This is a genomic window from Nonomuraea sp. B10E15 (assembly GCF_039871615.1).
Lineage (GTDB): Bacteria > Actinomycetota > Actinomycetes > Streptosporangiales > Streptosporangiaceae > Nonomuraea.
On record NZ_JBDPMB010000001.1, the window covers coordinates 1,345,688 to 1,368,639 of the forward strand.

The following is a 22,952-nucleotide window of genomic DNA, read 5'->3' on the forward strand; positions in this document are numbered from 1 at the left end:
GAGCCTGCTCAGCCCTGGAACTCGCGCACCTCGATGGGGAGCAGCGCCACGGCCCTCGCCATCTTGCGGCCCCACCCGAGCGCGGCCTCCATGTCGGCCGCCCGGATGATGGTGAACCCGCCGACGTGCTCCTTGCCCTCGGTGTACGGGCCGTCGGTGGTGAGCACCTCGCCCTCCCTCAGCCGCGCCACGGCGGCCTGGTCCGGCGGGCGCAGCCCGCCGGAGAAGACCCACACGCCGGCGTCCTTCATCTCCTGCTCCAGCGCCCCCAGGTCGCGCATGACCGGGTCGAGGATCTCGGGTCCCGGCGGCTCGCCGTCGGGCTGGTACATGGTGAGCACGTAATGCCTCATCGCGGTGTCCTTTCCTCGGAGTTCACCCTTCACACGAACGGCCCGCGCCCGGATCGACACGCCACGCGGAAAAAATCGGCCGTGTTCCGGCCCGCCGTCATCCGTCGTGGTCGGGCGACGATCCGGTGATCCGGATCTCGCGCAGGCGGTCGTCGTCCCCGCCGTCGAAGGTGATGGCCTCCAGCAGGGCCGCCTCCGCCCTGTCGAGGATCAGCACGCCCGCCGCCGGCGTGGGGTCGCCGCCCTTCACCCGCGCGACCAGGCGGGCCCACCGCCGCTGATGGCGGGCGAACGTGCGCGGCGCCACCACCCGGCCCCTGGCCCGCTGCCCGGCCAGCGCCGCCTCCGGCGTCGCGTCCAGCAGGAGCAGGTGCAAGCGGGAGTGGTGCCGCCGCGCCAGCCACGCGAAGCCCCTCAGCACGTACGGGGCGCAGCCCCGGTTGTGGGCGATGACCGAGCGGCCGCCGGCGAGCGCCCCCCGGATGCGGCCCACATGGGTGGCGAACACCAGGGCGCGGCGCACCGGGCCTGGCATCCAGCCGAGCCTGCCGTGCCAGTGCCGCTTGGCCTGCGCCGAATCGATCACCGCGACCGCGCCCGCGGTGACGGGCAGGCTCTCGGCGCCGCCCAGGCCGTACAGGCGGCGGAGCAGGGTGGTCTTGCCCGCGCCCGGAAGCCCGGTCAGGATGACCAGGGATCCGGGCGGGTATCGCAATCTCGACCCTTGCACAGGCCCACCCCCGATGATCAACGTACATGTCCCGTGCCGTGCCGGCGAGGGGACCGCGTGCCTAAGAGACTCGTCGAAGCCGGGCCGTGGCGCGCGGCCCGGCCGCCATCGGCGGGCCAGGCGTGTGGTCAGGGAGCCCGGCCGATCCGTCCCGGCTCCCTCTGCCTGTGGCTCTGGGCCGGTATCGGCGGATTGGTCGCGGGAGGCGGAGGAGGCGGGATAGGCTACTGCCCGACGCCTTGATCGGCCTCACTCCCGGCAGCGGTTCGGAGTGAGGCCGATTTTCGTTACTTCTCACCCCCGGCTCACGTCCGCGCGATGTGGGGCGCCCACCATCTCTCGGTGGGCGTGACGGCAGGCATGGCCGCGCGACGGGCGGGAAGCAGCGGACCTCGTCGAGGCGTTGTAGGTCATGTCGATCAGCCGCGAGACCCCCGGCATCTGCGGGGATCGGGAGTCTGGGTAAAATCGGCCTGCCTCTATTGACATTTACGGACTTTTCGCCCTGTGCGGCGATATAGGAGGGTGTGGCATGACGACGGCTGCCTTGCAGACCGTGCTGACCGTTCCCGAGCGCTTCCGTGGCCCGGTGGGGGTCGCCAACGGCGGCTGGATAGCGGGCACCATGGCGGAGGCTCTGAACGGTGGCCGATCAGCCGTCGAGGTCACGCTCCACGCTCCCACCCCGCTGGAGACCGAGTTGCGCCTCGAACACGTGGCCAACTCCGTCTCCCTCTCCCACGGCGACCGGCTCCTGGTCGAGGCGATCCCCGTGGCCGAAGACCTGGAGGGCCCCGGCTTCGTGCCGTTCACCGACGCCGCCCGCGCCGAGGCGGGATTCGTCGGCCTGCGGGCGCACCCGTTCGCCGAGTGCTTCGCCTGCGGCATGCGCGAGCCCGGCGACGGCCTGCGCATCTTCCCCGGGCCCGTGGAGGGCTCCGACCTGGTGGCGGCCGGATGGCGGGTGCCGTTCAACGTGACGGGCGAGGTCGGCGTTCCCGCCTCGATCGTCGGGGCGGTGCTCGACTGCATCACCGGCTGGGCCCACTTCGGCCCGGGCGAGAGCGCGCTGCTCGGGCGGCTCGGCGTGCAGATCCACCGGCCGGTCCAGCCCGGCGCACGCTACTCCGTGGTGGCTCGCCCGACCGGCCGCGACGGGCGCAAGATGTTCGGGCAGAGCGCCATCTACGAGGACGACGGCACCCTGGTGGCCGCGGCCCGCGCCACCTGGATCGCTCCACGCTGACACCGCGCCGTCACCGCCGGTCGCCGGCTCGCATCGATCGTCAGGGCGGCAGGCGGGAGACGCGCCGCTGCGCGGCCAGGTCGCCCTCCCGCAGCCGTACACCGTGACCGGGCTCGCGGCCCGGCGTGACGACGCCGTTCTCGATGACGGGCAGCCCGGTGACGAGCTCGCCGTACCAGGTGTGCAGGAAGGCCCTGACCGTCTCCTGGATGAGCCCGTTGGGCTGGCCGCACACGAAGTGCACGCAGCCCGCCAGCGTGGCGGGCCCGGTGCAGTCGTGCGGCGCCACCGGCACGCCGTAGGCGTCGGCGAGGGAGGCGACCTTGCGGGCCTCTGTCAGGCCGCCCGTCCACTGGACGTCGAGAGTGAGGACGTCGACGGCGCCGGAGTCCAGCAGCGGCTTGAAGCCCCGCCGCCCGACGCACGTCTCCCCGGCGGCGATCGGCACGGGCGACTCGAGGCGGGCGTAGGCGTCGGCGGCGTCCGAGCGCAGCGGGTCCTCCACCCAGAACGGCCGGTACGGCTCCAGCGCGGCCAGGATCGTCTCGGCGGCGGGCCGGCTCCACAGGCCGTGCAGCTCGACCATCAGCTTCATGTCCTGGCCGGCCTCCTCCCGGATCGCGGCGATCACCTCGAGCCCCTGGTCCAGGTCGGCCCGGGAGATGCCGGCGCCGCCCGTACGCTCGGCCGCGGTGTCGAACGGCCATACCTTCATGCCGCCGATGCCCTGCTCGCGCAGGTCGCGGGCGAGCCGGGCCGGGTCGGTGAGGAAGGCGTCCAGATCCTCGTAGCGGCCGGTGGCCAGGCCCCAGTTGCCGCTCTCCTGCCGGGCCGAGGTGGCGATGTACCCGGGGCCCGCGCAGGTGTTGTAGATGGGCATGCCGTCGTGGACGGCGCCGCCGAGCAGGTCGACGAGCGGCAGCCCGGCGGCCTGTCCGAGCAGGTCCCAGAGGGCGAGATCGACGGCGCCGTTGCCGCGCGTCTCGGCGCCTGAGCCCTGGTAGCCGGTGTACGGGGTGAGCAGGCGGGCGACCCGTTCCGGCGTGGGACCGGCCAGGCCGAGCAGGACGGGGGCGACGCTCTCGTGCAGGTACGCCTCCACCGTCAGCGCGCCGAAGAACGCCTCGCCGAGCCCGGTCAGCCCGGAGTCGGTGTGCAGGCGGACGAACAGCAGGTTGGGTTGGACGGCGGGCCGGACGGTCTCGAGGGCGACGATCTTCACGAGTTCCCCTTTCAGCTCTAAGACCGGATATACGCAGGTGACATGGCCACCAAACGAAATTTCCGGATAATGGGCCGATATGAGCGTTACCGTCATCCAGCACGAGGCCGACGCCGGGCTCGGATATCTGGGCGAATGGCTGGGACTGGACTTCGACGTCGTGCGGCCGTACCTGGGCGATGAGATTCCCGTACGCGCGGGCGACGGGCTGATCGTGCTCGGCGGCGCGGCGGCCGCCTGGGAGGACGAGCGCAGCCCCTGGCAGCCCGCCACCCGCGACCTGCTGCTGCGGGCGGTAGAGGAGAGCACGCCCACGCTGGCGATCTGCCTCGGGGCGCAACTGCTGACCATGGCCTGCGGCGGCGCCGTCGATCGCGGCGCGTACGGGCTCGAAGTGGGCGCCCGCGACGTCGCCGCCCTGCCCGGCGCCGCCGCCGACCGGCTCTTCTCCGGAATCGGCACGGCCGTGGCCGTGCAGTACCACCAGGACGTCATCACGCGGCCGCCCGGCGGCGCGGTGCCGTTGATGACCGGCACTCCGTACCCTCACCAGGCCTACCGGCTCGGGGATGCCGCCTGGGCGGTGCAGTTCCACCCGGAGGCCACCCCCGAGATCTTCGCGTCCTGGACCGGCGAGACGGCCCTGGAAGGGGCCGGGGAGCTCGACGCCGAGGTCAAGGCGGCCGAGGCCGACCTCATCGCGACCTGGCGCCCGGTGGCGAGGGCGTTCGCGGACGTGGTCCGGGATCCCGCCCGCTGACCTGGTGCGGCCACGGGCCGAAACGGAGGCCGGCCTGCTACGGCCCGCGGCGGGGGAACTGCCACTATGGAGGGGTGCCCAGGATCGAATCCACCGCCGCGAGGCTCGCCAAGCTCGGTTTCGCCGACGGCGCCAGGGCGGCCAGGCTCGTCGGCCAGGCCGGAGCCGATCTGGACGACCTGCTGGAGCCGCTGGTCGACGTGGCCGACCCCGACCTGGCGCTGGCCTCGCTGGCCCGCCTGGCCGAGCGGGACCCGTCCGTGCCGGGAAAGCTCCGCGCCGACGGCGAGCTGAGGGCCAGGCTCGCCGCCGTGCTCGGGGTCAGCGAGGCGCTCGGCGACCACCTGGCACGCCACCCGGAGCAGGTGGCGCTGCTCGCCGAACACCGCCTGGGCGATCCGCGCGAGGAGCTCCTCCGGGCGGTCGGCGCCGGCGGGCCGGACGCGCGGAAGCGTGACGGGGCCGAGGCGATGACGGCGCTGCGGGTGGCCTACCGGGGCAGGGTGATGCACCTGGCCGCGCGCGACCTCACCGGCCAGGCCACGCAGGCGGAGGTCATGGCGGAGCTGTCCGACCTGGCGGGCGCGGCGCTGGAGGCCGCGCTGGCCATCGCGCGGGCCGAGGTCGACGCCGCCGACGTGCGCCTGGCCGTGATCGGCATGGGCAAGTGCGGCGCCCGCGAGCTCAACTACATCAGCGACGTCGACGTGATCTTCGTGGCCGAGCCGCGGGAGGGCGCCGACGAGGAGAAGGCGCTGCGCTCGGCGACCCGGCTGGCCCAGGCCATGATGCGGACCTGCACCGCGACCACCCCCGAGGGCTCGCTGTGGGAGGTGGACGCCGGGTTGCGGCCGGAGGGCCGGTCGGGGCCGCTGGTGCGCACGCTGGCCAGCCACCTGGCCTACTACCGGCGCTGGGCGAAGACGTGGGAGTTCCAGGCGCTGCTGAAAGCCCGGCCGGTGGCCGGCGACCTGGAGCTGGGCGCGGCCTACGTCGAGGCGGTCAACGAGCTGGTCTGGTCGGCGGCCACCCGCGAGCACTTCGTCGAGGACGTGCAGGCGATGCGCCGCCGGGTGGAGGCGCATGTGCGCGCCGAGGGCGAGCGCCAGCTCAAGCTGGGCCCCGGCGGGTTGCGCGACATCGAGTTCGCGGTGCAGCTGCTGCAGCTCGTGCACGGCAGGCTCGACCCGCTGCTGCGCCGCCGGGGCACGCTGCCCGCCCTGGCCGCGCTCTCCCGCGGCGGCTACGTCGGGCGCGACGACTCGCGCGGCCTGGCGGAGGCGTACGCGTTCCTGCGCCGGGTCGAGCACCTGCTGCAGCTGCACCGGCTGCGGCGTACGCACATCGTGCCGGAGGACGAGGCCGATCTGCGCAGGCTGGGCCGGGCGCTGGGCATGCAGGCCGACCCGGTGGGGGAGTTCACCGCCCGGTGGCGACGGCACGCGATGGAGGCGCGGCGGCTGCACGAGAAGCTGTTCTACCGCCCGCTGCTGCAGGCCGTGGCCCGGCTGCCGGAGTCGGAGGCGCGCCTGTCGGCGACGGCCGCCGCGGCCAGGCTGGAGGCGCTCGGCTACGACGACCCCACCGGCGCGCTGCGCCACATCGCCGCGCTCACCACGGGGGTGTCCAGGCGGGCCGCGATCCAGCGCACGCTGCTGCCCGTCATGCTCGGCTGGTTCGCCGACACGCCCGACCCGGACGCGGCGCTGCTCGGGTTCCGGCAGGTCAGCGACAAGCTGGGCAGCACGCCGTGGTATCTGCGGCTGCTGCGCGACGAGACGGCGGTGGCGGCCAGGATGGCGCGCGTGCTCGGCACCAGCCGCTACGCGACCGGCCTGCTCATGCACGCGCCCGACGCGGTGGCGATGCTGGGCTCGGACGAGGAGCTGGCCGTGCGCTCGCGCGAGTCGCTGCTGGGCGAGGCGTCCGCCGCGGTGTCGCGGCACGCGGGCGGCCCGGAGAACGCCGTCGCGGCCGTGCGGGCGCTGCGGCGCAAGGAGCTGTTCCGTACGGCCGTCGCCGACATCGCCGGGCTCATCGACATCGAGACGGTGGGCACGGCGCTGTCGCGGCTGACCGACGTGACCCTCCAGGCCGCGCTCGACGCCGCTTCTGACAGGGCCGCGCGGGTCACCTCGTTCGCGATCGTCGCGATGGGCCGGCTCGGCGGCATGGAGTGCTCCTACGCCAGCGACGCCGACGTCATGTTCGTGCACTCGCCGCTGCCGGGGGTGGACGAGCGCGAGGCCACCGACGCCGCCCACGCCGTGGCCAACGAACTGCGCAGGCTGCTGTCACTGCCCGCCCCCGACCCGCCGCTGGCCATCGACCCCGACCTGCGGCCGGAGGGGCGGCAGGGCCCGCTGGTGCGCACGCTGGCCTCCTACCGCGCCTACTACGCGCGCTGGTCGTCGCCGTGGGAGGCGCAGGCGCTGCTGCGGGCCAGGTTCTCGGCCGGCGACCCCGAACTGGGCGCCGCGTTCGTCGCGATGATCGACGAGCTGCGCTACCCGGGGCAGGGCCTGCCCGACGACGCCGTCAGGGAGATCAGGCGGCTCAAGGCCCGCATGGAGGCCGAGCGTCTGCCGCGCGGCGCCGACCCCGCCCTGCACACGAAGCTCGGCCCCGGCGGCCTGTCCGACGTGGAGTGGGTGGCCCAGCTGCTGCAGCTGCGCCACGCGGGCGGGCTGCCGTCCCTGCGCACCACCCGCACGCTGGAGGCGTTGCGCGCGGCCGTGGCGGAGGGCCTGCTCGACCGGGCGGACGAGGAGGTGCTCGCCGAGGCGTGGCGTTTCGCCTCCCGCGTCCGAGACGCGATCATGCTGGTCAAGGGCAGGCCGGGCGACAGCGTGCCGCGCGACTCGGGGGAGCGCGGGCTGATCGCGCAGGCGCTCGGCTACCCGCCGGACGGCTCCGAGGACTTCCTCGACGACTACCGCCGCGTGACGCGCCGCGCCCGCCAGGTGGTGGAGCGCGTCTTCTACGCCTGACGGCCCGCCGCGACAACCCGGTGAGGGCTTGCTCGCTCGATCCGGCGGGGTGTATCAAAGCGCGATGCTCTCCGTTTACGTGGACCTGGCGCTCGGCCTCGCCGTGTCGTTCCTGCTGCTGTCGCTGCTCGTGAGCGGCTTGAACGAGGCCGTGGTGCGGCTGCTGTCCATCCGCAGCAAGTTCCTGTGGGCCTACCTCAGGGACACCTTGGACGGCTCGGACGCCCAGGGCCGGTCCTGGTTACCGGCCGGCGTACGCGACGTGTTCGCGGCGCTGCCGTTCCAGCGCGACCCGCGCCCTCGGCACAGTGGCCGGCCCGCCCCCGCGGAGGCGGGAGAGCTGCCCGCCCGCGCGGGCGAGTCCGACGACGCCCTGGTCACCCTGCTCTACCAGCGGGTGCGCGAGATCGACCACCCCAAGAGGGGCCGCACCAGCATCGCCGACCTCCCGCCTGGGCGGTTCGCGGTGGCCGTGATGGAGCTGGCGGCGGGCGCGCCCGGCGGCGTCGAAGGGTTCCTGGCGAAGCTGAAGGAGATCGGCAGCCCGCTGCACGGGCCGCTCAACGGCGTGTGGGAGACGGCACAGCGCGACCTCGACCGGTTCAGGCAGGGCGTGGAGGCCTGGTTCGACGGCGAGATGCAGCGGCTCACCCTGCTCTACCGGCGTTATGTGCGGTGGGTCGTCACCGTGTTGTGCGTCGCGGTGACGCTGCTGTTCACCGTGGACGGGCTGGAGCACGCCAAGACGCTGCTGCGGGACAACGCCTTCCGCGCCTCGGTGACGGCCGTCGCCGAGGCGGGGCCCGCCGCGTACGACGAGCTCAGGGCGCGGTGCACGGGCGGCGACCCGGTGTCGTGCGTCTCGGAGACGCTCAGCCGGCCGGCGCTGGCCAGGATGCTCGGCCAGGCGCCGCTCAGCGTGTCGATCCCGGAGCGGGGCGATCCGGTGTTCGCCTGGAACGGCGGCGTGTGGTGGGACCGGCTGACCACGCCGAGCCACTGGCCGGGATTCCTGCTGACGTACGTGGCGTTGTTGTTCGGTGCCCCGTTCTGGTGGGACGTCCTGCGCCGGCTGACGGGGATCAGGTCGAGGCGCTGAGCCGCGAGCCCGTGGCCGCCAGCGCGATCACGTCGGCCAGCTCCGCGAGCTCGCCGGGGTCGTCGGTCAGCCGGGCCGTGGCCAGGCGCAGGTGGGGAGCGGGCGCGGGGTCGATCACGTAGCGGCTGCCCGGCGCCGCCGAGATCCCGTGCGCCGCGAGGGTGACCAGCGCCGCGGACTCCTCGCGTACCGGGACCCACAACACCAGGCCGTCGCGCCCGCCCGTGCGGACGCCGCGGGCGGACAGTTCCGCGGCCAGCCGCGCGCGCCGGCCCGCGTAGGTGTCACGGGCGCGTTCGACGCCGGCCCGTGCCGCGGCGTCGCCGAGCAGGTGGGCCAGCGCGTCCTGCAGGATCCTGCTGGTCCAGCCGGTGCCGAAGCTGCGCAGCACGCGCACCCGCTCCACGGCCTCGGCCGCCCCGCCGACGATCGCGATGCGCAGGTCGGGGCCGTGGGACTTGGAGTACGACCGCACCAGCACCGTACGGTCGGGAAAGCGCGTCCCCATGCTCACCATCGGCGAGACCGACAGCTCGCCGATCCCGTCGTCCTCGACGATGAGGGTCGCCGTGGGCTCCAGCAGGGCGGCCAGCTCGGCGGAGCGCTCCGGGGTGACGGCGTGGCCGCAGGGCGACTGGCCGCGCGGCTGGTAGACGAACGCCACCGGCCTGGCCCGCAAAGCTCTGTCCAGCGCGCCGGGCAGCGGGCCGTCCTCGTCGCAGGCGACCGGGATGATCTGGACGCCGATGGTCTCCAGGATGTCCAGCAGCCGCGCCGCCGTCGGCTCCTCGATCGCTATCCGGTCGCCGGGCAGGGCCGCGGTCTGGCAGAGCAGCTGCACGCCCTCGTAGCCGCCGCCGACCGCGAGCCAGCCCTGGGCGGCGAACGGCCAGTCCGGCTCCACGGCGGCGCGCAACCGCGGCGTGATCGTCTCGCGCGTGTAGTCGTTGAGCCGGTCGGTGCGGGCGGCCGCGGCCAGGGCGCTCTCCAGCGGCGGCAGCAGCGCCGGGTCGGGGGAGGCGATCGCCAGGTCGATGGCCAGCCGGTCGCCGAAGTGGCCGATGCGCTCGTACCGGATGGGGCGCGGCACGTCGGGCGGGCCGAGCACCACCGTGCCCCTGCGGCGGTCGGTGCGGATCATCCCGTGCCGGCGCAGCTCCGACCAGGCCTCGGCGACGGTGCCCGAGCTGACCCGCAACTCCCTGGCCAGGGCGCGCACGGTCGGCAGGCGGGTGTCGGCGGTCACCGTGCCCTGCCTGATCAGGTCGGTCAGGACGGTCGCGATCCCGCGAGCACTCGGTTCGCCGATGCGTTCCGCCAGCCATGCGGCGTCCACTCCACCCCCATGGGTTCCGCAAATCTTTGTTCAGCAACAAAGATCGTCTTGTGTTGGCCTTTCCCCTGAACATATGGTTCTTCGCAATTCGGGGCAACTAATGTCGTTTGGGGGGTTTGTGGCCGAGATTCGGATTCGGCTGGCGGCGCGGGACTGGGACCACCTCGTGCCGATCGCGACGGAGGCGGTCAAGCCCGAGGGTTTCGCCCTCGACCTCGACTCGCGTGCCGTCACGCCGGACGTGCTGGGCGAGCCGGGGCTGGACGGCGGCGAGACCTCGTTCAGCAGGTACGTGCTCGGCCGCGCGGCCGGCGACGACCGGCTCGTGGGCCTGCCCGTCTTCGTCATGCGCGGCTTCCGGCACCGCTGCGTCCTCGTCCGCCGCGACAGCGAGCTGACCTCGCTGGAGGAGCTCAAGGGCGCCCGCGTCGGGCTCACCGGCTGGCCCGACTCGGGCAACACCTGGACCCGCGCCCTGCTCAGAGCCGCGGGCGTGGACCTCGGCGGCATCGACTGGACGGTCGGCCCGCTGGTCGCCGGCGAGACCGGCAAGGACAGGACCGGCCCGGTCCCGCTCCCCGGCAACGTCACGCTGACGGACGAAGGGCTCGCCGAAGGGCTCGCGGCCGGCCACCACGACGCGATCATGACGCCGTTCATGCCTCCGGAGCTCTTCACCCCCGAGAGCCGCCTGCGCCACCTGCTGCCCGACCACCGCGCCGCCGAACTCGCCTACTACGAGCGGACCGGCTTCGTGCCCGGCATCCACCTGGTCACGCTCAAGCGCGAGAGCGTCGAGCGCCACCCGTGGCTGCCGCAGGCCGTCCAGGACGTGTTCGAGCGCTCCAAGCGGCACTGGCTGGCCCGGCGGCGGCTGCTCGCCGACACCACGCCGTGGCTGCTGTCCGACCTGACCGCGACGGCGCTGACCTTCGGCCACGACTGGATGCCGTACGGCGCCGCCCCGAACGCGGCCATGGTCGCCGCCTTCTGCGCCGAACTGCACGCCCAGGGCATCTCACCCCGCCCCATCGGAGCCGAGGAGGTCTTCGCCGCATGAGAATCGCCGTCGGACAGTTCGCCTCCGCGGAGGACTGGACCCAGAACCTCAAGACCTGCCAGGCCCTGATCGACGAGGCCGTTGCGGGCGACGCCGGACTGCTGGTGCTGCCCGAGGGTTCGCTCGCGCTCTTCGTCGACGAGCCCGCCCGCATCAGGCAGGCCGCGCAGCCGCTGGACGGGCCGTTCGTCAGCGGGCTGGTCGAGCGCACGCGCGGCTCCGCCACCACCGTGATCGCCGGCGTGCACATCCCGGCGGACGACGGGCGCGTGTACAACGTCCTGGTGGCCGCCAGGGACGGCGAGCTCGTCGCCACCTACACCAAGCTCCACCTGTACGACGCCTTCGGCAAGCGCGAGTCCGACAACGTCGTCCCCGGCACCAACGCCCCTGTCGTGATCGACTGCGCGGGCTGGAAGGTCGGCATGATGACCTGTTACGACGTGCGCTTCCCCGAGATGGCCAGGCTCCTGGCCGACCAGGGCGCCCAGATCATCGCGCTGCCCACCGCGTGGGTGCGCGGCCCGGCCAAGGAATGGCACTGGGAGGTCATGGTCACCGCCCGCGCCCTGGAGAACACCTGCTACGTGGCCGCCTCCGGCGAGTGCGGCCGGCGCAACATCGGATCCAGCATGGTCGTCGACCCGCTCGGCATCACCCGGGCCCGCCTCGGCGCCGCGCCGGGCATGCTCTGGGCCGACGCCTCGGCCGCCGAGCTGGCCGACGCCCGGCTCACCCTGCCCGTCCTCGAGAACCGGCGCTTCGCCGTCGACCCGCGATTGGAGCGACATGACTAGGCACACGACGCCCAGAGGCGTGACGGCCGCCCTGCTCGGCGCGGCCCTCCTGCTGGCCGGATGCGGCGCCAACCCCGAGGAGGCGGAGGGCGTGCTGAACTCCCAGCAGCCCCAGGGCACGACCGCCGCCCAAACCAAGGACCAGGCGCTGTACGACCGGCTGCCCGACAAGGCCAAGCAGGCGGGCAAGCTCGTCTCGGTGAACAACGGCTCCTTCCCTCCGTACGAGATCGCCGGGGCCGACGGCAGGTCGCTGACCGGCGCCGCCGCCGACATGTCCGAGGCACTCGGCCAGCTGCTCGGCGTCAAGATCGAGCACGTCACCGTGGACGGGCTGCCCAGCTCGCTCACCGGCATCGCCTCCGGGCGCTACGACTTCGCCATCGGACCCGTCGGTGACTTCCGCGAGCGGCAGAAGTCCAACGACTTCGTCGACTGGGTCAAGGAGTTCGTCGTCTTCGCCGTGCTGAAGGGCAACCCCAAGAACATCGGCTCCCTCGCGGACACCTGCGGGCTGAAGATCTCCGTCATGGCCGGCGGCTCCGCCGAGAGCGTGATCAAGGGCCAGTCGCAGACGTGCGTCAAGGAGGGCAAGCCCAAGATCAACGTCCAGTCGTACAAGGACCAGCCCACCTCCGTGCTGGCGGTCAGCTCCGGGCGGGCCGACGCGTTCTTCTCCTCCCAGGCGCCGCTCACCTACTTCGTGGACCAGGCCGGCGGCAAACTCGAACTCGCCGGCAAGGGGCAGTCCAACGGGTTCGACGACCTGTACCAGGGCGCCGTCGTGGCCAAGGACTCGCCGCTGCGCGACGTGCTCAAGGACGGCATCCAGAAGCTGATGGACAACGGCACCTACGACAAGATCATGGACAGGTGGGGCACGTCCGACAACAAGCTCGACCAGGCCGGCGTGAACCTGGCGGAATCATGAGCCTGCCCGACGTCGACGTCGCGGGCGCCGCCCGCACCCGCCACCCGCTGCGCTGGGTCGCCTCGATCGTCCTGCTCGTGCTGGCCGTCCAGCTCGTGAGCCTGCTGGTCACCAACCCCAACTTCCAGTGGGACGTGGTCGGCCGGTACGTCAACGCCCAGATCATCGGCCAGGGCATCTTCACCACGCTGCTGCTCACCGTGATCGCCATGGCCGTGGGCGTCGTCCTCGGGGTGCTCCTCGCCATCGGCCGGCTGTCGGAGAACCCGGTCGCGCGGGCCGCCTGCGGCCTGTACGTGTGGTTCTTCCGCGGCACTCCGGTGCTGGTGCAGCTCGTGCTCTGGTACAACCTGTCGTACCTGCTGCCGGAGATCTCGTTCGGCGTCCCGTTCGGGCCCGAGTTCGTCAGCGCCGACACCAACGTGCTCATCACGCCGCTGCTCGCCGCCATCCTCGGCCTCGGCCTCAACGAGGGCGCCTACATGGCGGAGATCATCCGCGGCGGTCTCATGTCGGTCGACCACGGCCAGACCGAGGCCGCCTCCGCGCTCGGCATGAGCGGCGCCAGGACGTTCCGCAGGATCGTGCTGCCCCAGGCGATGCGCTTCATCATCCCGCCCACCGGCAGCCAGGTCATCAGCATGTTGAAGGCCACGTCGCTGGTCAGCGTCATCGCGCTGGCCGACCTGCTCTACACCGTGCAGTCCATCTACAACCGTACGTTCCAGACCATCCCGCTGCTGATCGTCGCCTGCGTCTGGTACCTGGTGATCACCTCGATCCTGTACGTCGGCCAGTCGTTCATCGAGCGTCACTACGCGCGCGGCGCCACCAGGAACGCCCCGCAGAGTTTCTGGTCGTTCCTGACCTTCCGCCGCCGCCCCACCCCGGAGGTGCCCTCGTGACCGTACCCATGGTCAGCGCCCGCCGCGTGCGCAAACACTTCGGTCACCTGGAGGTGCTCAAGGGCATCGACCTGGAGGTGACGCAGGGCGAGGTGGTGGTCGTCCTCGGGCCGTCCGGATCGGGCAAGTCGACGTTCCTGCGCTGCGTCAACCACCTGGAGACCATCGACGGCGGATCCATCCACGTCGACGGGGAGCTGATCGGGTTCGAGGCGTCCGGAGGCCGGGTGCGGCACCTGCGCAAGCGGGAGGTCACCCGCCAGCGCAGGGAGATCGGCATGGTCTTCCAGCAGTTCAACCTCTTCCCGCACTTCACCGTGGTGCAGAACGTCATCGAGGCCCCCGTCGGCGTCCGCGGCGAACCCCGCGACCAGGCCAGGGAACGCGCGCACGCGCTGCTGCGCCGGGTCGGGCTGGAGGAGAAGGCGGGCGCCTACCCCCGCCAGCTGTCCGGCGGGCAGCAGCAGCGCGTCGCCATCGCCCGCGCGCTGGCCATGCGGCCCAAGCTGATGTTGTTCGACGAGCCCACCAGCGCCCTCGACCCCGAGCTCGTCGGCGAGGTGCTCGCGGTGATGAAGGGCCTGGCGGAGGACGGCCTGACCATGATCGTGGTGACCCACGAGGTCGGGTTCGCGCGGGAGGTGGCCGACCGGGTGGTGTTCATGGACGACGGCGTCGTGGTCGAGTCGGGCGCCCCCGCGGACGTGCTCGACCGCCCGGCCAGCCCGCGGACGAAGGCGTTCTTGAGCCGGGTACTCTGACCCGGGTGGAGACCGAGCGGGCCCTTCATCGGCTTCGCCGGGCTGGCCCCGCAGACGTCGACGCTCCCTTCCTGCCCGCCGTGGAGATCGGCCGGCGGCAGGCCCGCCCGGCGTGGGGGCACGGCTACGCCACCGAGGCGGCCAGGCGGGCCGCCGCGTACGCGTTCGCCGAGGCGGGGCTCGACGTCATCATCTCCATGACGGCCGTGCGCAACGCGCGCTCGCGTGCCGTGATGGAGCGCCCGGGCATGACCCGCGACCCGGCCGAGGACGTCGACCACCCGAGGGTCCCCGGGAACAGCCCGTTGCGCCGCCACGTCCTCTACCGGCTCAGGCGCGACACCCGGTGAAGACGATCCCCGGCGTGCGGTCCCGCACGCCGGGGCCCAGCCGGCCGGCAGGGCGGCCTTGATGAGCGGTCCTGGAGAGCGGTCCTGGAGAGCGGCGCTGACGAGCGGTCCTCGCGCGTGGTGCTGGTGAGCGGCGGGACGGCCTCGGCCGCGCGCGCGTCCGGCGTGTCCGTGTCGCGCCTTCCGCGTTCCCGCACCGGGGTGCGGGTATTGTGATCGGCCCGTCCTCCCTGGCCGAGACGACGAGGTGACCGTGCACTTCCAGCATTCGACCGACATCTGGCGCGACTTTCCCGAGCTCGTCCCGGGGGTGATGTCCGTGGCCGGCGTCACCAAGGACGTCCGCGTGGACGACCGGCTCGCGCACTACGGCGAGCTCGCCGCCAGGCGCCTGGCCACCGCCTCCGAGGGCGAGTTGCCGGAGATCAGGGCGTGGCGGCGGGCGTTCTCGGCGATGGGCCTGAAGCCGACGCAGTACCGCTGCGCCTCGGAGTCGCTGCTGCGCCGCTTCAGGAAGGAGGGCGCGCTGCCGCGGTTGCACCCGCTGATCGACCTGTGCAACGCGGTGTCCCTCGCGTACGCGGTCCCGGTGGCCGTCTTCGACGTCTCCCGGATCTCCTCCTACGTCGAGGTCCGGTACGCGGCGGGTGATGAGACGTACGTGACCTTCTCCGGCGAGACGGAGCGCCCGCCGGCCGGGGAGGTCGTCTTCGCCGACGCCGACGCGATGGCCCACGCCCGCCGCTGGACCAACCGCCAGAGCGGCCGGTCGGCCGTGCGCGACACCACGACCGACGTCCTGATCGTCGCGGAGGCCCTGCACGGTACGGCACGCGCGGACATCGAGGCGCTCACCGCCGGACTGGCCGGTGAGGTGCGCGGCCTCTGGCGGGCGACTCCGGAACCCGTCCTCCTGACCGCCTCGGCGCCTCGCTTCACGTTCTGAGATTCCGTACGGGACACCGCCGGTGCGACGACTCCTGGAGATATGTCCCGGAACCCGTAAGTTCTGTCCAGATCATTATTGGACGTTTAGGTTTTGACGGGACGTTTGGGTTTATAGAGGTAGCTGAGAATATGTGCATGGGTACGTCTGCTTGCGTCTGAGCACCCGAGGTGGGTGCCTGGTTTCGGCTGATCTATCCATGAATGGGAAACGAGCTCGTGAATACTAGAAGTCGGCAATCGCGGACGCCGCGCCATGGGCGGTTCGCGGTACTAGCTCTGGCCGGCGCCGTCGCCGGTGGCATGTTCCTTCCGCTGGGCCAGGGGGTGGCCAGCGCGAGCGCGGGCTACGTCGCCGTCGAGGCCGGTGGCCCGCCGTCCGCGCCGGTCCGGCACGTCTCGAAGCCGAGGCGCGTCGTGAGGGAGAAGCCGATCCTGCGCAACCCGCACTGGCACCCGCCGAGGATCGACATCATCGTCCACAACCTCAACCGCAACAAGAACAAGCACCGCCGCCACCATCACCACCAGGACGAGGTCAAGGTCAAGGTCGTCAAGAAGAAGAAGGACTTCAAGGACCACGACTTCAAGGACCACGACTTCAAGGATCACAACTTCAAGGACCACGACTTCAAGGACCACGACTTCGAGCACGGTGACTTCGACCACCGCGGCCCCGAGCAGGACGGCTCCAACAACGACCGCGACGAGTGGTGGCCGACGGATGGTGATCTGACCGAGTGGTGACCGCGAGAGCGGCTGACACCATGGCCGGGCCGGCGTCCCGTTCCAGGAGCTGAGGCCCGCATCGAGGGCGCGCGTGAAAGGCCATCGGCGAAGCAGCCGATGGCCTTTCACGCGCCCGTTTCGTCCCCGGGCGGCCGGTCACCGCGGGCGGCGGGAACCCGCGGCGCGCCAGGTGGTGGCGGTCGTGGTGACGGCGCGGTCCTGGAGCGGACTGGAGTAGACGACGCTGGTCGTGACGGAGCCCAGCCCGGAGATCCGGCCGGTGACGTGTTCGAGGTGCTGCATGGAACCGGCGACGACCTTCAGGACGAAGCAGTCCTCGCCGGTCACATGGTGGGCCTCCATGATCTCGGGTGTGGTGGCGATCAGGTCGTGGAACGGCCGGTAGTTGCCGGTCGGATAGCGCAGCCGGACGAAGGCCAGGATGCCGAGCCCGAGCCGTTCGGGATCCACGACGGCGGAATAACCGCTGATCACGCCGGTCTCCTCCAGCCGGCGGACCCGTTCGGTGACGGCGCTGGCCGACATGGACACGATCCGGGCCAGTTCGGCGTAGCTCGCGCGCCCGTCGCGTTGCAGCGCTTCGAGGATGCGCATATCCGTCTCGTCAAGGGAAACACCGGCCACAATCGATATTTACCATGAAAGCCCCGGTAAAAGGGTGCAAGTGCCGTTGATCGTCGCTTCCAGCGCGAGAGCGGGGCTCATATCGTCGTGGCCATGACCACCCCGTTCACCAGTCCGGCCCTCCGGGTGCCGCCCGCGGCTCCGGCGGACGCCACCGCCTTCTTCACCGCACGCCTCACCTACCAGGCCGACGTCTCCGACGTTCATGCCTCGCTCGAGTCAGGAGACCCAGGGTTCGTCCTGATCGACTCGCGGTCCGCCGACGGCTGGAGGCAGGGCCACGTGCCGGGCGCCGTACACCTGCCCACCGGCCACATCCCGGCCCGCGCGGCCGGCCTGCTCGACCCCGCGGTTCCAGTGATCACCTACTGCTGGGGGCCGGGCTGTGACGGGGCCACCCGCGCGGCACTCGCCCTCGCCATGCTCGGCTACCGCGTCAAGGAGATGATCGGCGGCATCGAGTACTGGATCCGCGAGGGTTTTCCCGTCGGCACCACGACCGGCGCCGAGCGCCGCGCACCCGATCCGCTGACCGCCCCGGCAGGCTCCGCCACCTGCGCCTGCTGACGGCGCCGACCGGGAACCGCTCGTGACGCTCGTCCCGCCGCATCGGGCGTCCGGGTGCCGAAACAGACGCTCCACCGGACGAGCCTGGACGGTTCGGGGGGCCGTTCACGTGCCGGAACGGCCCGGCATCACGAGGCGATGCCGGGCCGTTCCGCTCCGGTCCCGTGCCGCCAGAGGACGGTGAGGACCGGGAACAACGAGCAAGGACGAGAACGGTTTCTCCAGCTCGGCGACCGTCATGAGACAGGTCGCCGGGGCCGGGGAACCGCACCGTCACACGTCGTAGTAGAGCTCGAACTCGTGCGGGTGCGGGCGCAGCCGGATCGGGTCGACCTCGTTCTCGCGCTTGTACGCCACCCACGTCTCGATCAGGTCGGGCGTGAACACGCCGCCCTCGAGAAGGTAGTCGTGGTCGTCCTCCAGCGCGTTGAGCACGTCGGTGAGCGAGCCCGGCACCTGCGGCACCTGGCGGGCCTCCTCCGGCGGCAGCTCGTAGAGGTCCTTGTCGACCGGCTCCGGCGGCTCGATCTTGTTGCGGATGCCGTCGACGCCGGCCATCAGCATCGCCGAGAACGCGAAGTAGGGGTTGCACGACGGGTCGGGCACCCGGAACTCGATGCGCTTGGCCTTCGGGTTGGAGCCCGTGATCGGGATCCGGACGCAGGCCGAACGGTTGCGCTGGGAGTAGACCAGGTTGACCGGGGCCTCGTAGCCGGGCACCAGACGGTGGTAGGAGTTGACCGTCGGGTTGGTGAAGGCCAGCAGCGACGGCGCGTGCTTGAGCAGGCCGCCGATGTAGTAGCGGGCGGTGTCGGACAGGCCCGCGTAGCCGACCTCGTCGTAGAAGAGCGGCGAGCCGTCCTTCCACAGCGACTGGTGGCAGTGCATGCCGGAGCCGTTGTCGCCGAAGATCGGCTTGGGCATGAACGTGACCGTGTGGCCGTATTCGAGCGCCGTGCTCTTGATGATGTACTTGTACAGCATCAGGTTGTCAGCGGTCTTGAGCAGCGTCCCGAACTTGAAGTCGATCTCCGCCTGACCGGCCGTGCCGACCTCGTGGTGCTGCATCTCGACGTCGATGCCGCACTCGATGAGGTTGCGCACCATCTCCGAGCGCAGGTCGGTGAAGTGGTCCATCGGCGGCACCGGGAAATAGCCGCCCTTGTAACGCGGCTTGTAACCGAGGTTGCCGCCCTCGGTCGCCTTGCCGGTGTTCCAGGCGCCCTCGATGGAGTCGATGTAGTAGTAGCCGGCGTTCTGGCGCGTCTCGAAGCGCACGTCGTCGAAGATGTAGAACTCGGCCTCGGGCCCGAAATAGACCGTGTCGGCGATGCCGGTGCCCTTGAGATATTCCTCGGCCTTGCGCGCGACGTTGCGCGGGTCACGGCTGTAGGCCTCGCCGGTCAGCGGGTCGTGCACGAAGAAGTTGATATTGAGCGTCTTGTGCTGGCGGAACGGGTCGACCACGGCGCTGGCCGGGTCGGGCAGCAGCAGCATGTCGGACTCGTGGATCGCCTGGAATCCACGGATCGACGATCCGTCGAACATGAGCCCGTCGGTGAAGACGCTCGCACTGAAGTTCTCTACCGGGAAGGTGAAGTGGTGAGTCGTCCCCGGCAGGTCGGTGAACCTGACATCGACGAACTGCACCCCTTCGTCACTGATGAACTTCAGGACGTCGTCGGCGGAGTTGAACACTCTCGAACCTCCCTGGGGACTGGCCATCATGCCGACGCTAGAACTCGGCCGTTTCCGTCCGGTGTCCCGACTGTTTCGCACGTGTTACGCGGGGTCACGTGAGCTGCGACGCCTCACGTTCCCAGCCGGCCGATGCGGCCGGGTCACGAAGCGGACCGCCTCATCGGGCGGCTACCGTTGACTTCATGAGCGGCAAGGAACCTCGGTGGACGCAGACGTGGCTGGGCGGGCTCCGCTCCGCCGGGGTCGATCTGGGATATCCGGGGGAGCGCCTCGGGCTGCCCGAGGAGGGCAGCGGGTCGATCGCCGGCTGGGGTCGCAGGATCGCCGCGCTCGTCATCGACTGGATGATCTGCACGTGGGTCGTCGTGCAGTTGTTGTTCCGGATGAACCCGGCGGAGTCGCCGTGGGCGCCGGTGCTCGCCTTCGCCGTGCAATATCTGATCCTGGTCGGGCTCATGGGGCAGACGTTCGGGCACCGCCTGGCGGGCATCAGGGTCGCCGCGATGGACGGCGGGAATCCGCGGCTGCTGCCCGTGGTGGTGCGCACCGTGCTGCTCGCCCTGGCCCTGCCGGCCCTGATCTGGGACCGCGACCACCGCGGGGTGCACGACCGCGTGTCCAACACGATGGTCGTCCGCATGTAAGTGAGAAAAAACCATACCGGGTTCGAAAATGAACCCGGTATGGTTTACGCTGTCCGCATGATGATGGCGGGGCTCAGGGAGCGGAAGAAGGAGCAGACGCGCCGGCGCATCTCCCAGGTGGCGCTGCGGCTGTTCGACGAGCGCGGTTACGACCAGGTGACCGTCAACGAGATCGCCGAGGCGGCCGGCGTCGCCAAGGTGACGCTGTTCAGCTATTTCCCCACCAAGGAGTGCCTGGTCACCGACGGTGTGCAGGACGACATGGCCGCCGTCGTGACCGGCCGCCCCCAGGGGTGCTCGCCGATCGGGGCCCTGCGCGCGCACTACGGGGCGACGGCCGTGCCGGTCGCGAAAGACCTGGACGTCCAGACGCTGATCACCAGGATCCGCGTGATCTCGTCCAGCCCCGCCCTGCTGGCCGCGGTGCACGGAGTCCAGATGGGCCAGCGCCACGAACTGGCCGCGGCCCTCGCCGGCGACGGAGAGCCGGATCTGACGGCGCACCTGATGGCCGCGCAGATCACCGCCGCCATCACCACCCTCCAGGAGGTCTTCTTCCAGCGGCTCGCCGCGGGCGCGCCGCTGGAGGAGGCGGCCAGGCGGCTGGCCGCAGACGTCGAGGTGGCCTTCGACCTCCTGGAGCACGGGCTGACGCACACGGACGAGGAGAAACATGAAAAAGGGCATCAACTATGACACCGGGTTCCTCCCGGGTGACGACCTGAGCCGCAAGTCGTTCGACCTCGAAGACGTCGAGCGCGACATGCGCGCCATCGCCCGCGACCTGCGCTGCGACTCCGTCCGCATCTCCGGCCGCGACCCCGGGCGCATCGCCGCCGCCGCCGAACACGCGGTGGCGGCCGGCCTGGAGGTCTGGTTCGCCCCCTTCCCCGTGGACCTGACGGAGGACGAGATGCTGGCGCTCTTCGCCGAGTCGGCCGGGCGAGCCGAGGCCCTGCGCCGGGCGGGCGGCGACGTGGTGCTGGTCACCGGCTGCGAGATCACCGCCTTCGGCCACGGCTTCATGGACGGCGCGACCTACCGCGACCGGCTCGACACGATGATGGCCGGCGACGTGACGTGGTGGACGACGCTCATGCAGGTCATGCCGCGCTTCAACACCTACCTGGCGACGGTGGCCGAGCACGTCCGGCCGCTGTTCGGCGGCCGGCTGAGCTACGCCGCCGGGCCGTGGGAGCCGGTCGACTGGACGCCGTTCGACGTGGCGGGCGTGGACGCCTACCGCGCTGCGTACAACGCGCACGACTTCACCGGCGAGCTGCGCGCACATTTCAAGCAGGGCAGGCCGGTCGCGGTCACCGAGTTCGGCACCTGTCCCTACAGGGGGGCGGGCGAGCGCGGCGGCTCGGCGTGGGTGGTGCCGGAAGGCGCGGTGCGCGACGAGGGGGAGCAGATCCGCTACTACACCGAACTGATGGACATCTTCGAGCAGGAAGGCGTCGACACCGCCCTGTGGTTCACCTTCGCCGCCTACAACAGGACCGGCGAGGACGACCTCGGCTCCTACGGCGTGGTCAGGATGCTCGACGAGAAGAGGTGGGAGCCCAGGGAGGTCTTCCACGCCATGGCCGCTAGGAACGCGAGCAGCTGAAGATGGCCGTGCCCGGGAGGTGACGGCCGCGCAGCGGGCTCCAGCCACCCCACACCCGCTCGTGCCCCTCGGGCCATTCGGGCTCCAGCAGCCCGGTGACGGTCAACCCCGACATCACCAGCAGATTCACCCAGTCGCCCATCGTGCGGTGGTGCTCGACGTACGTCACGGTGCCGTGCTCGTCGTGCTCCACGTAGGGGGACCGGTCGAAATAGGGCCGGTCGGACGTCAGGCCGCGCGGCCCCGGATCGTCGGGGAACGCCCACCTGACGGGATGGCTCACCGAGAACACGAACCGGCCACCCGGCCTGAGCACCCTGTGCACCTCGCGGAACACGGCGAGGGGATCGGCCACGAACGGCAGCGCTCCGTACGCCGAGCAGGCCAGGTCGAAGGACGCCCCGGCGAACGGCAGCGACTCGGCGTCGGCCTGCAGCACGGGAACGCGCAGGCCGGTGTCGAGGTCGATGCGCCTCGCGTGGAGCAGCTGGCGGTGGGAGATGTCGAACGCGGCGACCTCGGCCCCCTGCGACACCAGCCACCTGGCGCACTGCGCCGCACCGCAGCCGATCTCGAGCACGCGCCGGCCGCGCACCTCCCCGAGGAGGTGCGCGGCGGCCTCGTCCACGCCTTCCGGACACCACACGAACCCGCTGTCACGCAGGAAGCCGCCGTGCTCGACCTGGTAGTCGTCGGCGTTGCCGTCCCACCAGCCGCGATTGGCCCGCGACGAGACCGACGGCACTAGCGCATCTTCGGGCCGCGCGGCATGCGGGCGCCCTTGGGCATCGGCCCCTTGGGCATCGGCATGTTCTTCGGCAACGACCGCAGGCGGTCCTTGACCTCGTTGACCGAGGGCTTCTTCAGGTTGCGCGGCAGCTTCATGATGTGGCGCTGCAGCTTGCTGATCGGCACCTGCCCTTCGCCGTCACCACACTGGATGTCGTAGATCTCGACGCCCAGCACCACCCGCGCGACCCGCTTCTTCTCGGCCGCCAGCATCTTCGCCACCCGGTTGCCCGGCCCTTCGGACACGAGCACGACGCCCGGATAGCCGACCACGAGATGGATCAGGTCCTGGTCGCGGTTGACCGCGATGGCCGGGGTGACCTGCCAGTTGCCCCGCATGCCCTGCAGCACCGCCGCCGCGGCGCCCGTCTGGCCGTGCAGGATCGAGTATTGGGCCTTCTGCGCCAGCTGCCCGAACACCACCAGGCCGACGGTGAACGCGGCCAGCACGCCGATGAACACCGAATACCACAGGTAGTCCGTGACCAGACCGATCACGACGACCACGGCCAGCGTGCCCACCGCCGAGAGGAAGACGATCGGCATCCCCTTGGGATTGGCCTGCTTGATGATCTTCGCGATCATGCGGAGCTGCTTGATGCGCCCCGGCTTCTCTGGGTCCTCGGACTTCGCCATGCTCAGAAGGATACAAACCAACTGGTGCGGGATGGAAAACGCGGCCCGGCCGTTGTCCCTTCCAAGCTGGATCGTGACCTACGCCGACCGCACGCCGACCGCACGCCGACCGCACGCCGACCGCACGCCCGCCGCACGCCGGGC

24 protein-coding genes are annotated in these 22,952 nt (G+C 71.4%); 16 read left to right on the forward strand and 8 right to left on the reverse strand.

Annotation, left to right across the window (positions count from 1 at the left end; all coding sequences use genetic code 11):
• Positions 1 to 8 precede the first annotated feature (8 nt).
• The gene (locus tag ABGB14_RS06170; protein ID WP_347642556.1) at positions 9 to 353 is read right to left on the reverse strand and encodes a YciI family protein; all 345 of its coding nucleotides are present in this window, start codon (positions 351 to 353) and stop codon (positions 9 to 11) included.
• Positions 354 to 450: 97 nt separating this feature from the next.
• Positions 451 to 1,068, reverse strand: coding sequence for an AAA family ATPase (locus ABGB14_RS06175; protein ID WP_347642557.1), 618 nt, complete (start codon positions 1,066 to 1,068; stop codon positions 451 to 453).
• 547 nt (positions 1,069 to 1,615) lie between these two features.
• On the opposite strand from ABGB14_RS06175, the gene ABGB14_RS06180 reads away from it, so the two are divergent.
• The gene (locus tag ABGB14_RS06180; protein WP_347642558.1) at positions 1,616 to 2,329 is read left to right on the forward strand and encodes a hypothetical protein; all 714 of its coding nucleotides are present in this window, start codon (positions 1,616 to 1,618) and stop codon (positions 2,327 to 2,329) included.
• A 40-nt stretch (positions 2,330 to 2,369) separates the two neighbouring features.
• Here ABGB14_RS06180 and ABGB14_RS06185 read toward each other — a convergent pair whose 3' ends face one another.
• Entirely contained in the window at positions 2,370 to 3,551 is a 1,182-nt protein-coding gene (locus ABGB14_RS06185) for a mandelate racemase/muconate lactonizing enzyme family protein (RefSeq protein ID WP_347642559.1), read from the reverse strand.
• A gap of 79 nt (positions 3,552 to 3,630) precedes the next feature.
• Between ABGB14_RS06185 and ABGB14_RS06190 the strand changes: the two genes are divergently transcribed.
• The 3 genes from ABGB14_RS06190 (at position 3,631) to ABGB14_RS06200 (ending at position 8,400) form a co-directional block, all read left to right on the forward strand.
• On the forward strand, positions 3,631 to 4,311 hold the full coding sequence (locus ABGB14_RS06190; RefSeq protein ID WP_347642560.1) for a type 1 glutamine amidotransferase: 681 nt from the start codon (positions 3,631 to 3,633) through the stop codon (positions 4,309 to 4,311).
• Positions 4,312 to 4,385: 74 nt separating this feature from the next.
• A complete protein-coding gene (locus tag ABGB14_RS06195) occupies positions 4,386 to 7,301 on the forward strand; it encodes a bifunctional [glutamine synthetase] adenylyltransferase/[glutamine synthetase]-adenylyl-L-tyrosine phosphorylase (protein WP_347642561.1) in 2,916 nt (971 codons plus the stop codon).
• 64 nt (positions 7,302 to 7,365) lie between these two features.
• Positions 7,366 to 8,400 carry a hypothetical protein gene (locus tag ABGB14_RS06200; RefSeq protein WP_347642562.1) on the forward strand — a complete coding sequence of 345 codons (1,035 nt, stop codon included), beginning with the start codon at positions 7,366 to 7,368 and terminating at the stop codon, positions 8,398 to 8,400.
• On the opposite strand, the gene ABGB14_RS06205 is transcribed toward ABGB14_RS06200, so the two are convergent.
• The gene (locus tag ABGB14_RS06205; RefSeq protein WP_347642563.1) at positions 8,384 to 9,736 is read right to left on the reverse strand and encodes a PLP-dependent aminotransferase family protein; all 1,353 of its coding nucleotides are present in this window, start codon (positions 9,734 to 9,736) and stop codon (positions 8,384 to 8,386) included. The two genes, ABGB14_RS06200 and ABGB14_RS06205, sit on opposite strands and share 17 nt — an antisense overlap.
• A 118-nt stretch (positions 9,737 to 9,854) precedes the next feature.
• Between ABGB14_RS06205 and ABGB14_RS06210 the strand changes: the two genes are divergently transcribed.
• The 8 genes from ABGB14_RS06210 to ABGB14_RS06245 all read left to right on the forward strand — a co-directional run bounded on the left by ABGB14_RS06210 (position 9,855) and on the right by ABGB14_RS06245 (position 16,232).
• Complete coding sequence (locus tag ABGB14_RS06210; RefSeq protein ID WP_347642564.1) at positions 9,855 to 10,796, forward strand: hypothetical protein; 942 nt, start codon at positions 9,855 to 9,857, stop codon at positions 10,794 to 10,796.
• A complete protein-coding gene (locus ABGB14_RS06215; protein ID WP_347642565.1) occupies positions 10,793 to 11,593 on the forward strand; it encodes a deaminated glutathione amidase in 801 nt (266 codons plus the stop codon). Before ABGB14_RS06210 ends, ABGB14_RS06215 begins: the two co-directional genes overlap by 4 nt.
• Complete coding sequence (locus ABGB14_RS06220; RefSeq protein WP_347642566.1) at positions 11,586 to 12,524, forward strand: ABC transporter substrate-binding protein; 939 nt, start codon at positions 11,586 to 11,588, stop codon at positions 12,522 to 12,524. The genes ABGB14_RS06215 and ABGB14_RS06220 overlap by 8 nt, the downstream gene beginning before the upstream one ends.
• Positions 12,521 to 13,429, forward strand: coding sequence for an amino acid ABC transporter permease (locus tag ABGB14_RS06225; RefSeq protein ID WP_347642567.1), 909 nt, complete (start codon positions 12,521 to 12,523; stop codon positions 13,427 to 13,429). Before ABGB14_RS06220 ends, ABGB14_RS06225 begins: the two co-directional genes overlap by 4 nt.
• Positions 13,430 to 13,437: 8 nt before the next feature.
• Positions 13,438 to 14,190: an amino acid ABC transporter ATP-binding protein gene (locus tag ABGB14_RS06230; protein WP_347643130.1), complete on the forward strand. Its 753-nt coding sequence runs from the start codon at positions 13,438 to 13,440 to the stop codon at positions 14,188 to 14,190.
• Positions 14,191 to 14,195: 5 nt separating this feature from the next.
• Positions 14,196 to 14,540, forward strand: a complete 345-nt coding sequence (locus ABGB14_RS06235; protein ID WP_347642568.1) for a GNAT family protein — start codon at positions 14,196 to 14,198, stop codon at positions 14,538 to 14,540.
• A 253-nt stretch (positions 14,541 to 14,793) separates the two neighbouring features.
• Positions 14,794 to 15,486, forward strand: coding sequence for a phenylalanine--tRNA ligase beta subunit-related protein (locus tag ABGB14_RS06240; protein ID WP_347642569.1), 693 nt, complete (start codon positions 14,794 to 14,796; stop codon positions 15,484 to 15,486).
• Positions 15,487 to 15,788: 302 nt separating this feature from the next.
• Entirely contained in the window at positions 15,789 to 16,232 is a 444-nt protein-coding gene (locus tag ABGB14_RS06245) for a hypothetical protein (protein WP_347642570.1), read from the forward strand.
• Between the two features lie 138 nt (positions 16,233 to 16,370).
• Here ABGB14_RS06245 and ABGB14_RS06250 read toward each other — a convergent pair whose 3' ends face one another.
• Entirely contained in the window at positions 16,371 to 16,859 is a 489-nt protein-coding gene (locus tag ABGB14_RS06250; RefSeq protein ID WP_347642571.1) for an Lrp/AsnC family transcriptional regulator, read from the reverse strand.
• A 93-nt stretch (positions 16,860 to 16,952) separates the two neighbouring features.
• On the opposite strand from ABGB14_RS06250, the gene ABGB14_RS06255 reads away from it, so the two are divergent.
• The gene (locus ABGB14_RS06255; protein WP_347642572.1) at positions 16,953 to 17,426 is read left to right on the forward strand and encodes a rhodanese-like domain-containing protein; all 474 of its coding nucleotides are present in this window, start codon (positions 16,953 to 16,955) and stop codon (positions 17,424 to 17,426) included.
• A 273-nt stretch (positions 17,427 to 17,699) separates the two neighbouring features.
• Here ABGB14_RS06255 and glnA read toward each other — a convergent pair whose 3' ends face one another.
• Positions 17,700 to 19,124, reverse strand: coding sequence for a type I glutamate--ammonia ligase (gene glnA, locus ABGB14_RS06260; protein ID WP_132512635.1), 1,425 nt, complete (start codon positions 19,122 to 19,124; stop codon positions 17,700 to 17,702).
• A 185-nt stretch (positions 19,125 to 19,309) separates the two neighbouring features.
• Here glnA and ABGB14_RS06265 point away from each other — a divergent pair, with 185 nt between their 5' ends.
• Genes ABGB14_RS06265 through ABGB14_RS06275 form a run of 3 tightly spaced genes read left to right on the forward strand, consistent with a single transcriptional unit; the run spans position 19,310 to position 21,383 of the window.
• Positions 19,310 to 19,771 (forward strand): RDD family protein, encoded by a 462-nt coding sequence (locus ABGB14_RS06265; RefSeq protein WP_347642573.1) that lies wholly within the window; start codon positions 19,310 to 19,312, stop codon positions 19,769 to 19,771.
• A 39-nt stretch (positions 19,772 to 19,810) separates the two neighbouring features.
• A complete protein-coding gene (locus tag ABGB14_RS06270; RefSeq protein WP_347642574.1) occupies positions 19,811 to 20,467 on the forward strand; it encodes a helix-turn-helix domain-containing protein in 657 nt (218 codons plus the stop codon).
• Complete coding sequence (locus ABGB14_RS06275; RefSeq protein WP_347642575.1) at positions 20,445 to 21,383, forward strand: hypothetical protein; 939 nt, start codon at positions 20,445 to 20,447, stop codon at positions 21,381 to 21,383. The genes ABGB14_RS06270 and ABGB14_RS06275 overlap by 23 nt, the downstream gene beginning before the upstream one ends.
• On the opposite strand, the gene ABGB14_RS06280 is transcribed toward ABGB14_RS06275, so the two are convergent.
• Together ABGB14_RS06280 and ABGB14_RS06285 are read right to left on the reverse strand one after the other, a co-directional pair.
• Positions 21,364 to 22,128, reverse strand: coding sequence for a methyltransferase domain-containing protein (locus ABGB14_RS06280; protein ID WP_347642576.1), 765 nt, complete (start codon positions 22,126 to 22,128; stop codon positions 21,364 to 21,366). The two genes, ABGB14_RS06275 and ABGB14_RS06280, sit on opposite strands and share 20 nt — an antisense overlap.
• Complete coding sequence (locus tag ABGB14_RS06285; RefSeq protein ID WP_132595668.1) at positions 22,128 to 22,808, reverse strand: DUF4191 domain-containing protein; 681 nt, start codon at positions 22,806 to 22,808, stop codon at positions 22,128 to 22,130. Before ABGB14_RS06285 ends, ABGB14_RS06280 begins: the two co-directional genes overlap by 1 nt.
• Positions 22,809 to 22,952: the final 144 nt, after the last annotated feature.

What these genes read in the sequence shown, in the direction of transcription:
- ABGB14_RS06170 (WP_347642556.1), bottom strand. Translation starts at nt 353, where the DNA reads ATGAGGCATTACGTGCTCACCATGTACCAGCCCGACGGCGAGCCGCCG.
- ABGB14_RS06180 (WP_347642558.1), top strand. Translation starts at nt 1,616, where the DNA reads ATGACGACGGCTGCCTTGCAGACCGTGCTGACCGTTCCCGAGCGCTTC.
- ABGB14_RS06190 (WP_347642560.1), top strand. Translation starts at nt 3,631, where the DNA reads ATGAGCGTTACCGTCATCCAGCACGAGGCCGACGCCGGGCTCGGATAT.
- ABGB14_RS06200 (WP_347642562.1), top strand. Translation starts at nt 7,366, where the DNA reads ATGCTCTCCGTTTACGTGGACCTGGCGCTCGGCCTCGCCGTGTCGTTC.
- ABGB14_RS06215 (WP_347642565.1), top strand. Translation starts at nt 10,793, where the DNA reads ATGAGAATCGCCGTCGGACAGTTCGCCTCCGCGGAGGACTGGACCCAG.
- ABGB14_RS06220 (WP_347642566.1), top strand. Translation starts at nt 11,586, where the DNA reads ATGACTAGGCACACGACGCCCAGAGGCGTGACGGCCGCCCTGCTCGGC.
- ABGB14_RS06225 (WP_347642567.1), top strand. Translation starts at nt 12,521, where the DNA reads ATGAGCCTGCCCGACGTCGACGTCGCGGGCGCCGCCCGCACCCGCCAC.
- ABGB14_RS06230 (WP_347643130.1), top strand. Translation starts at nt 13,438, where the DNA reads ATGGTCAGCGCCCGCCGCGTGCGCAAACACTTCGGTCACCTGGAGGTG.
- ABGB14_RS06245 (WP_347642570.1), top strand. Translation starts at nt 15,789, where the DNA reads ATGTTCCTTCCGCTGGGCCAGGGGGTGGCCAGCGCGAGCGCGGGCTAC.
- ABGB14_RS06255 (WP_347642572.1), top strand. Translation starts at nt 16,953, where the DNA reads ATGACCACCCCGTTCACCAGTCCGGCCCTCCGGGTGCCGCCCGCGGCT.
- ABGB14_RS06265 (WP_347642573.1), top strand. Translation starts at nt 19,310, where the DNA reads ATGAGCGGCAAGGAACCTCGGTGGACGCAGACGTGGCTGGGCGGGCTC.
- ABGB14_RS06270 (WP_347642574.1), top strand. Translation starts at nt 19,811, where the DNA reads ATGGTTTACGCTGTCCGCATGATGATGGCGGGGCTCAGGGAGCGGAAG.
- ABGB14_RS06275 (WP_347642575.1), top strand. Translation starts at nt 20,445, where the DNA reads ATGAAAAAGGGCATCAACTATGACACCGGGTTCCTCCCGGGTGACGAC.
- ABGB14_RS06285 (WP_132595668.1), bottom strand. Translation starts at nt 22,808, where the DNA reads ATGGCGAAGTCCGAGGACCCAGAGAAGCCGGGGCGCATCAAGCAGCTC.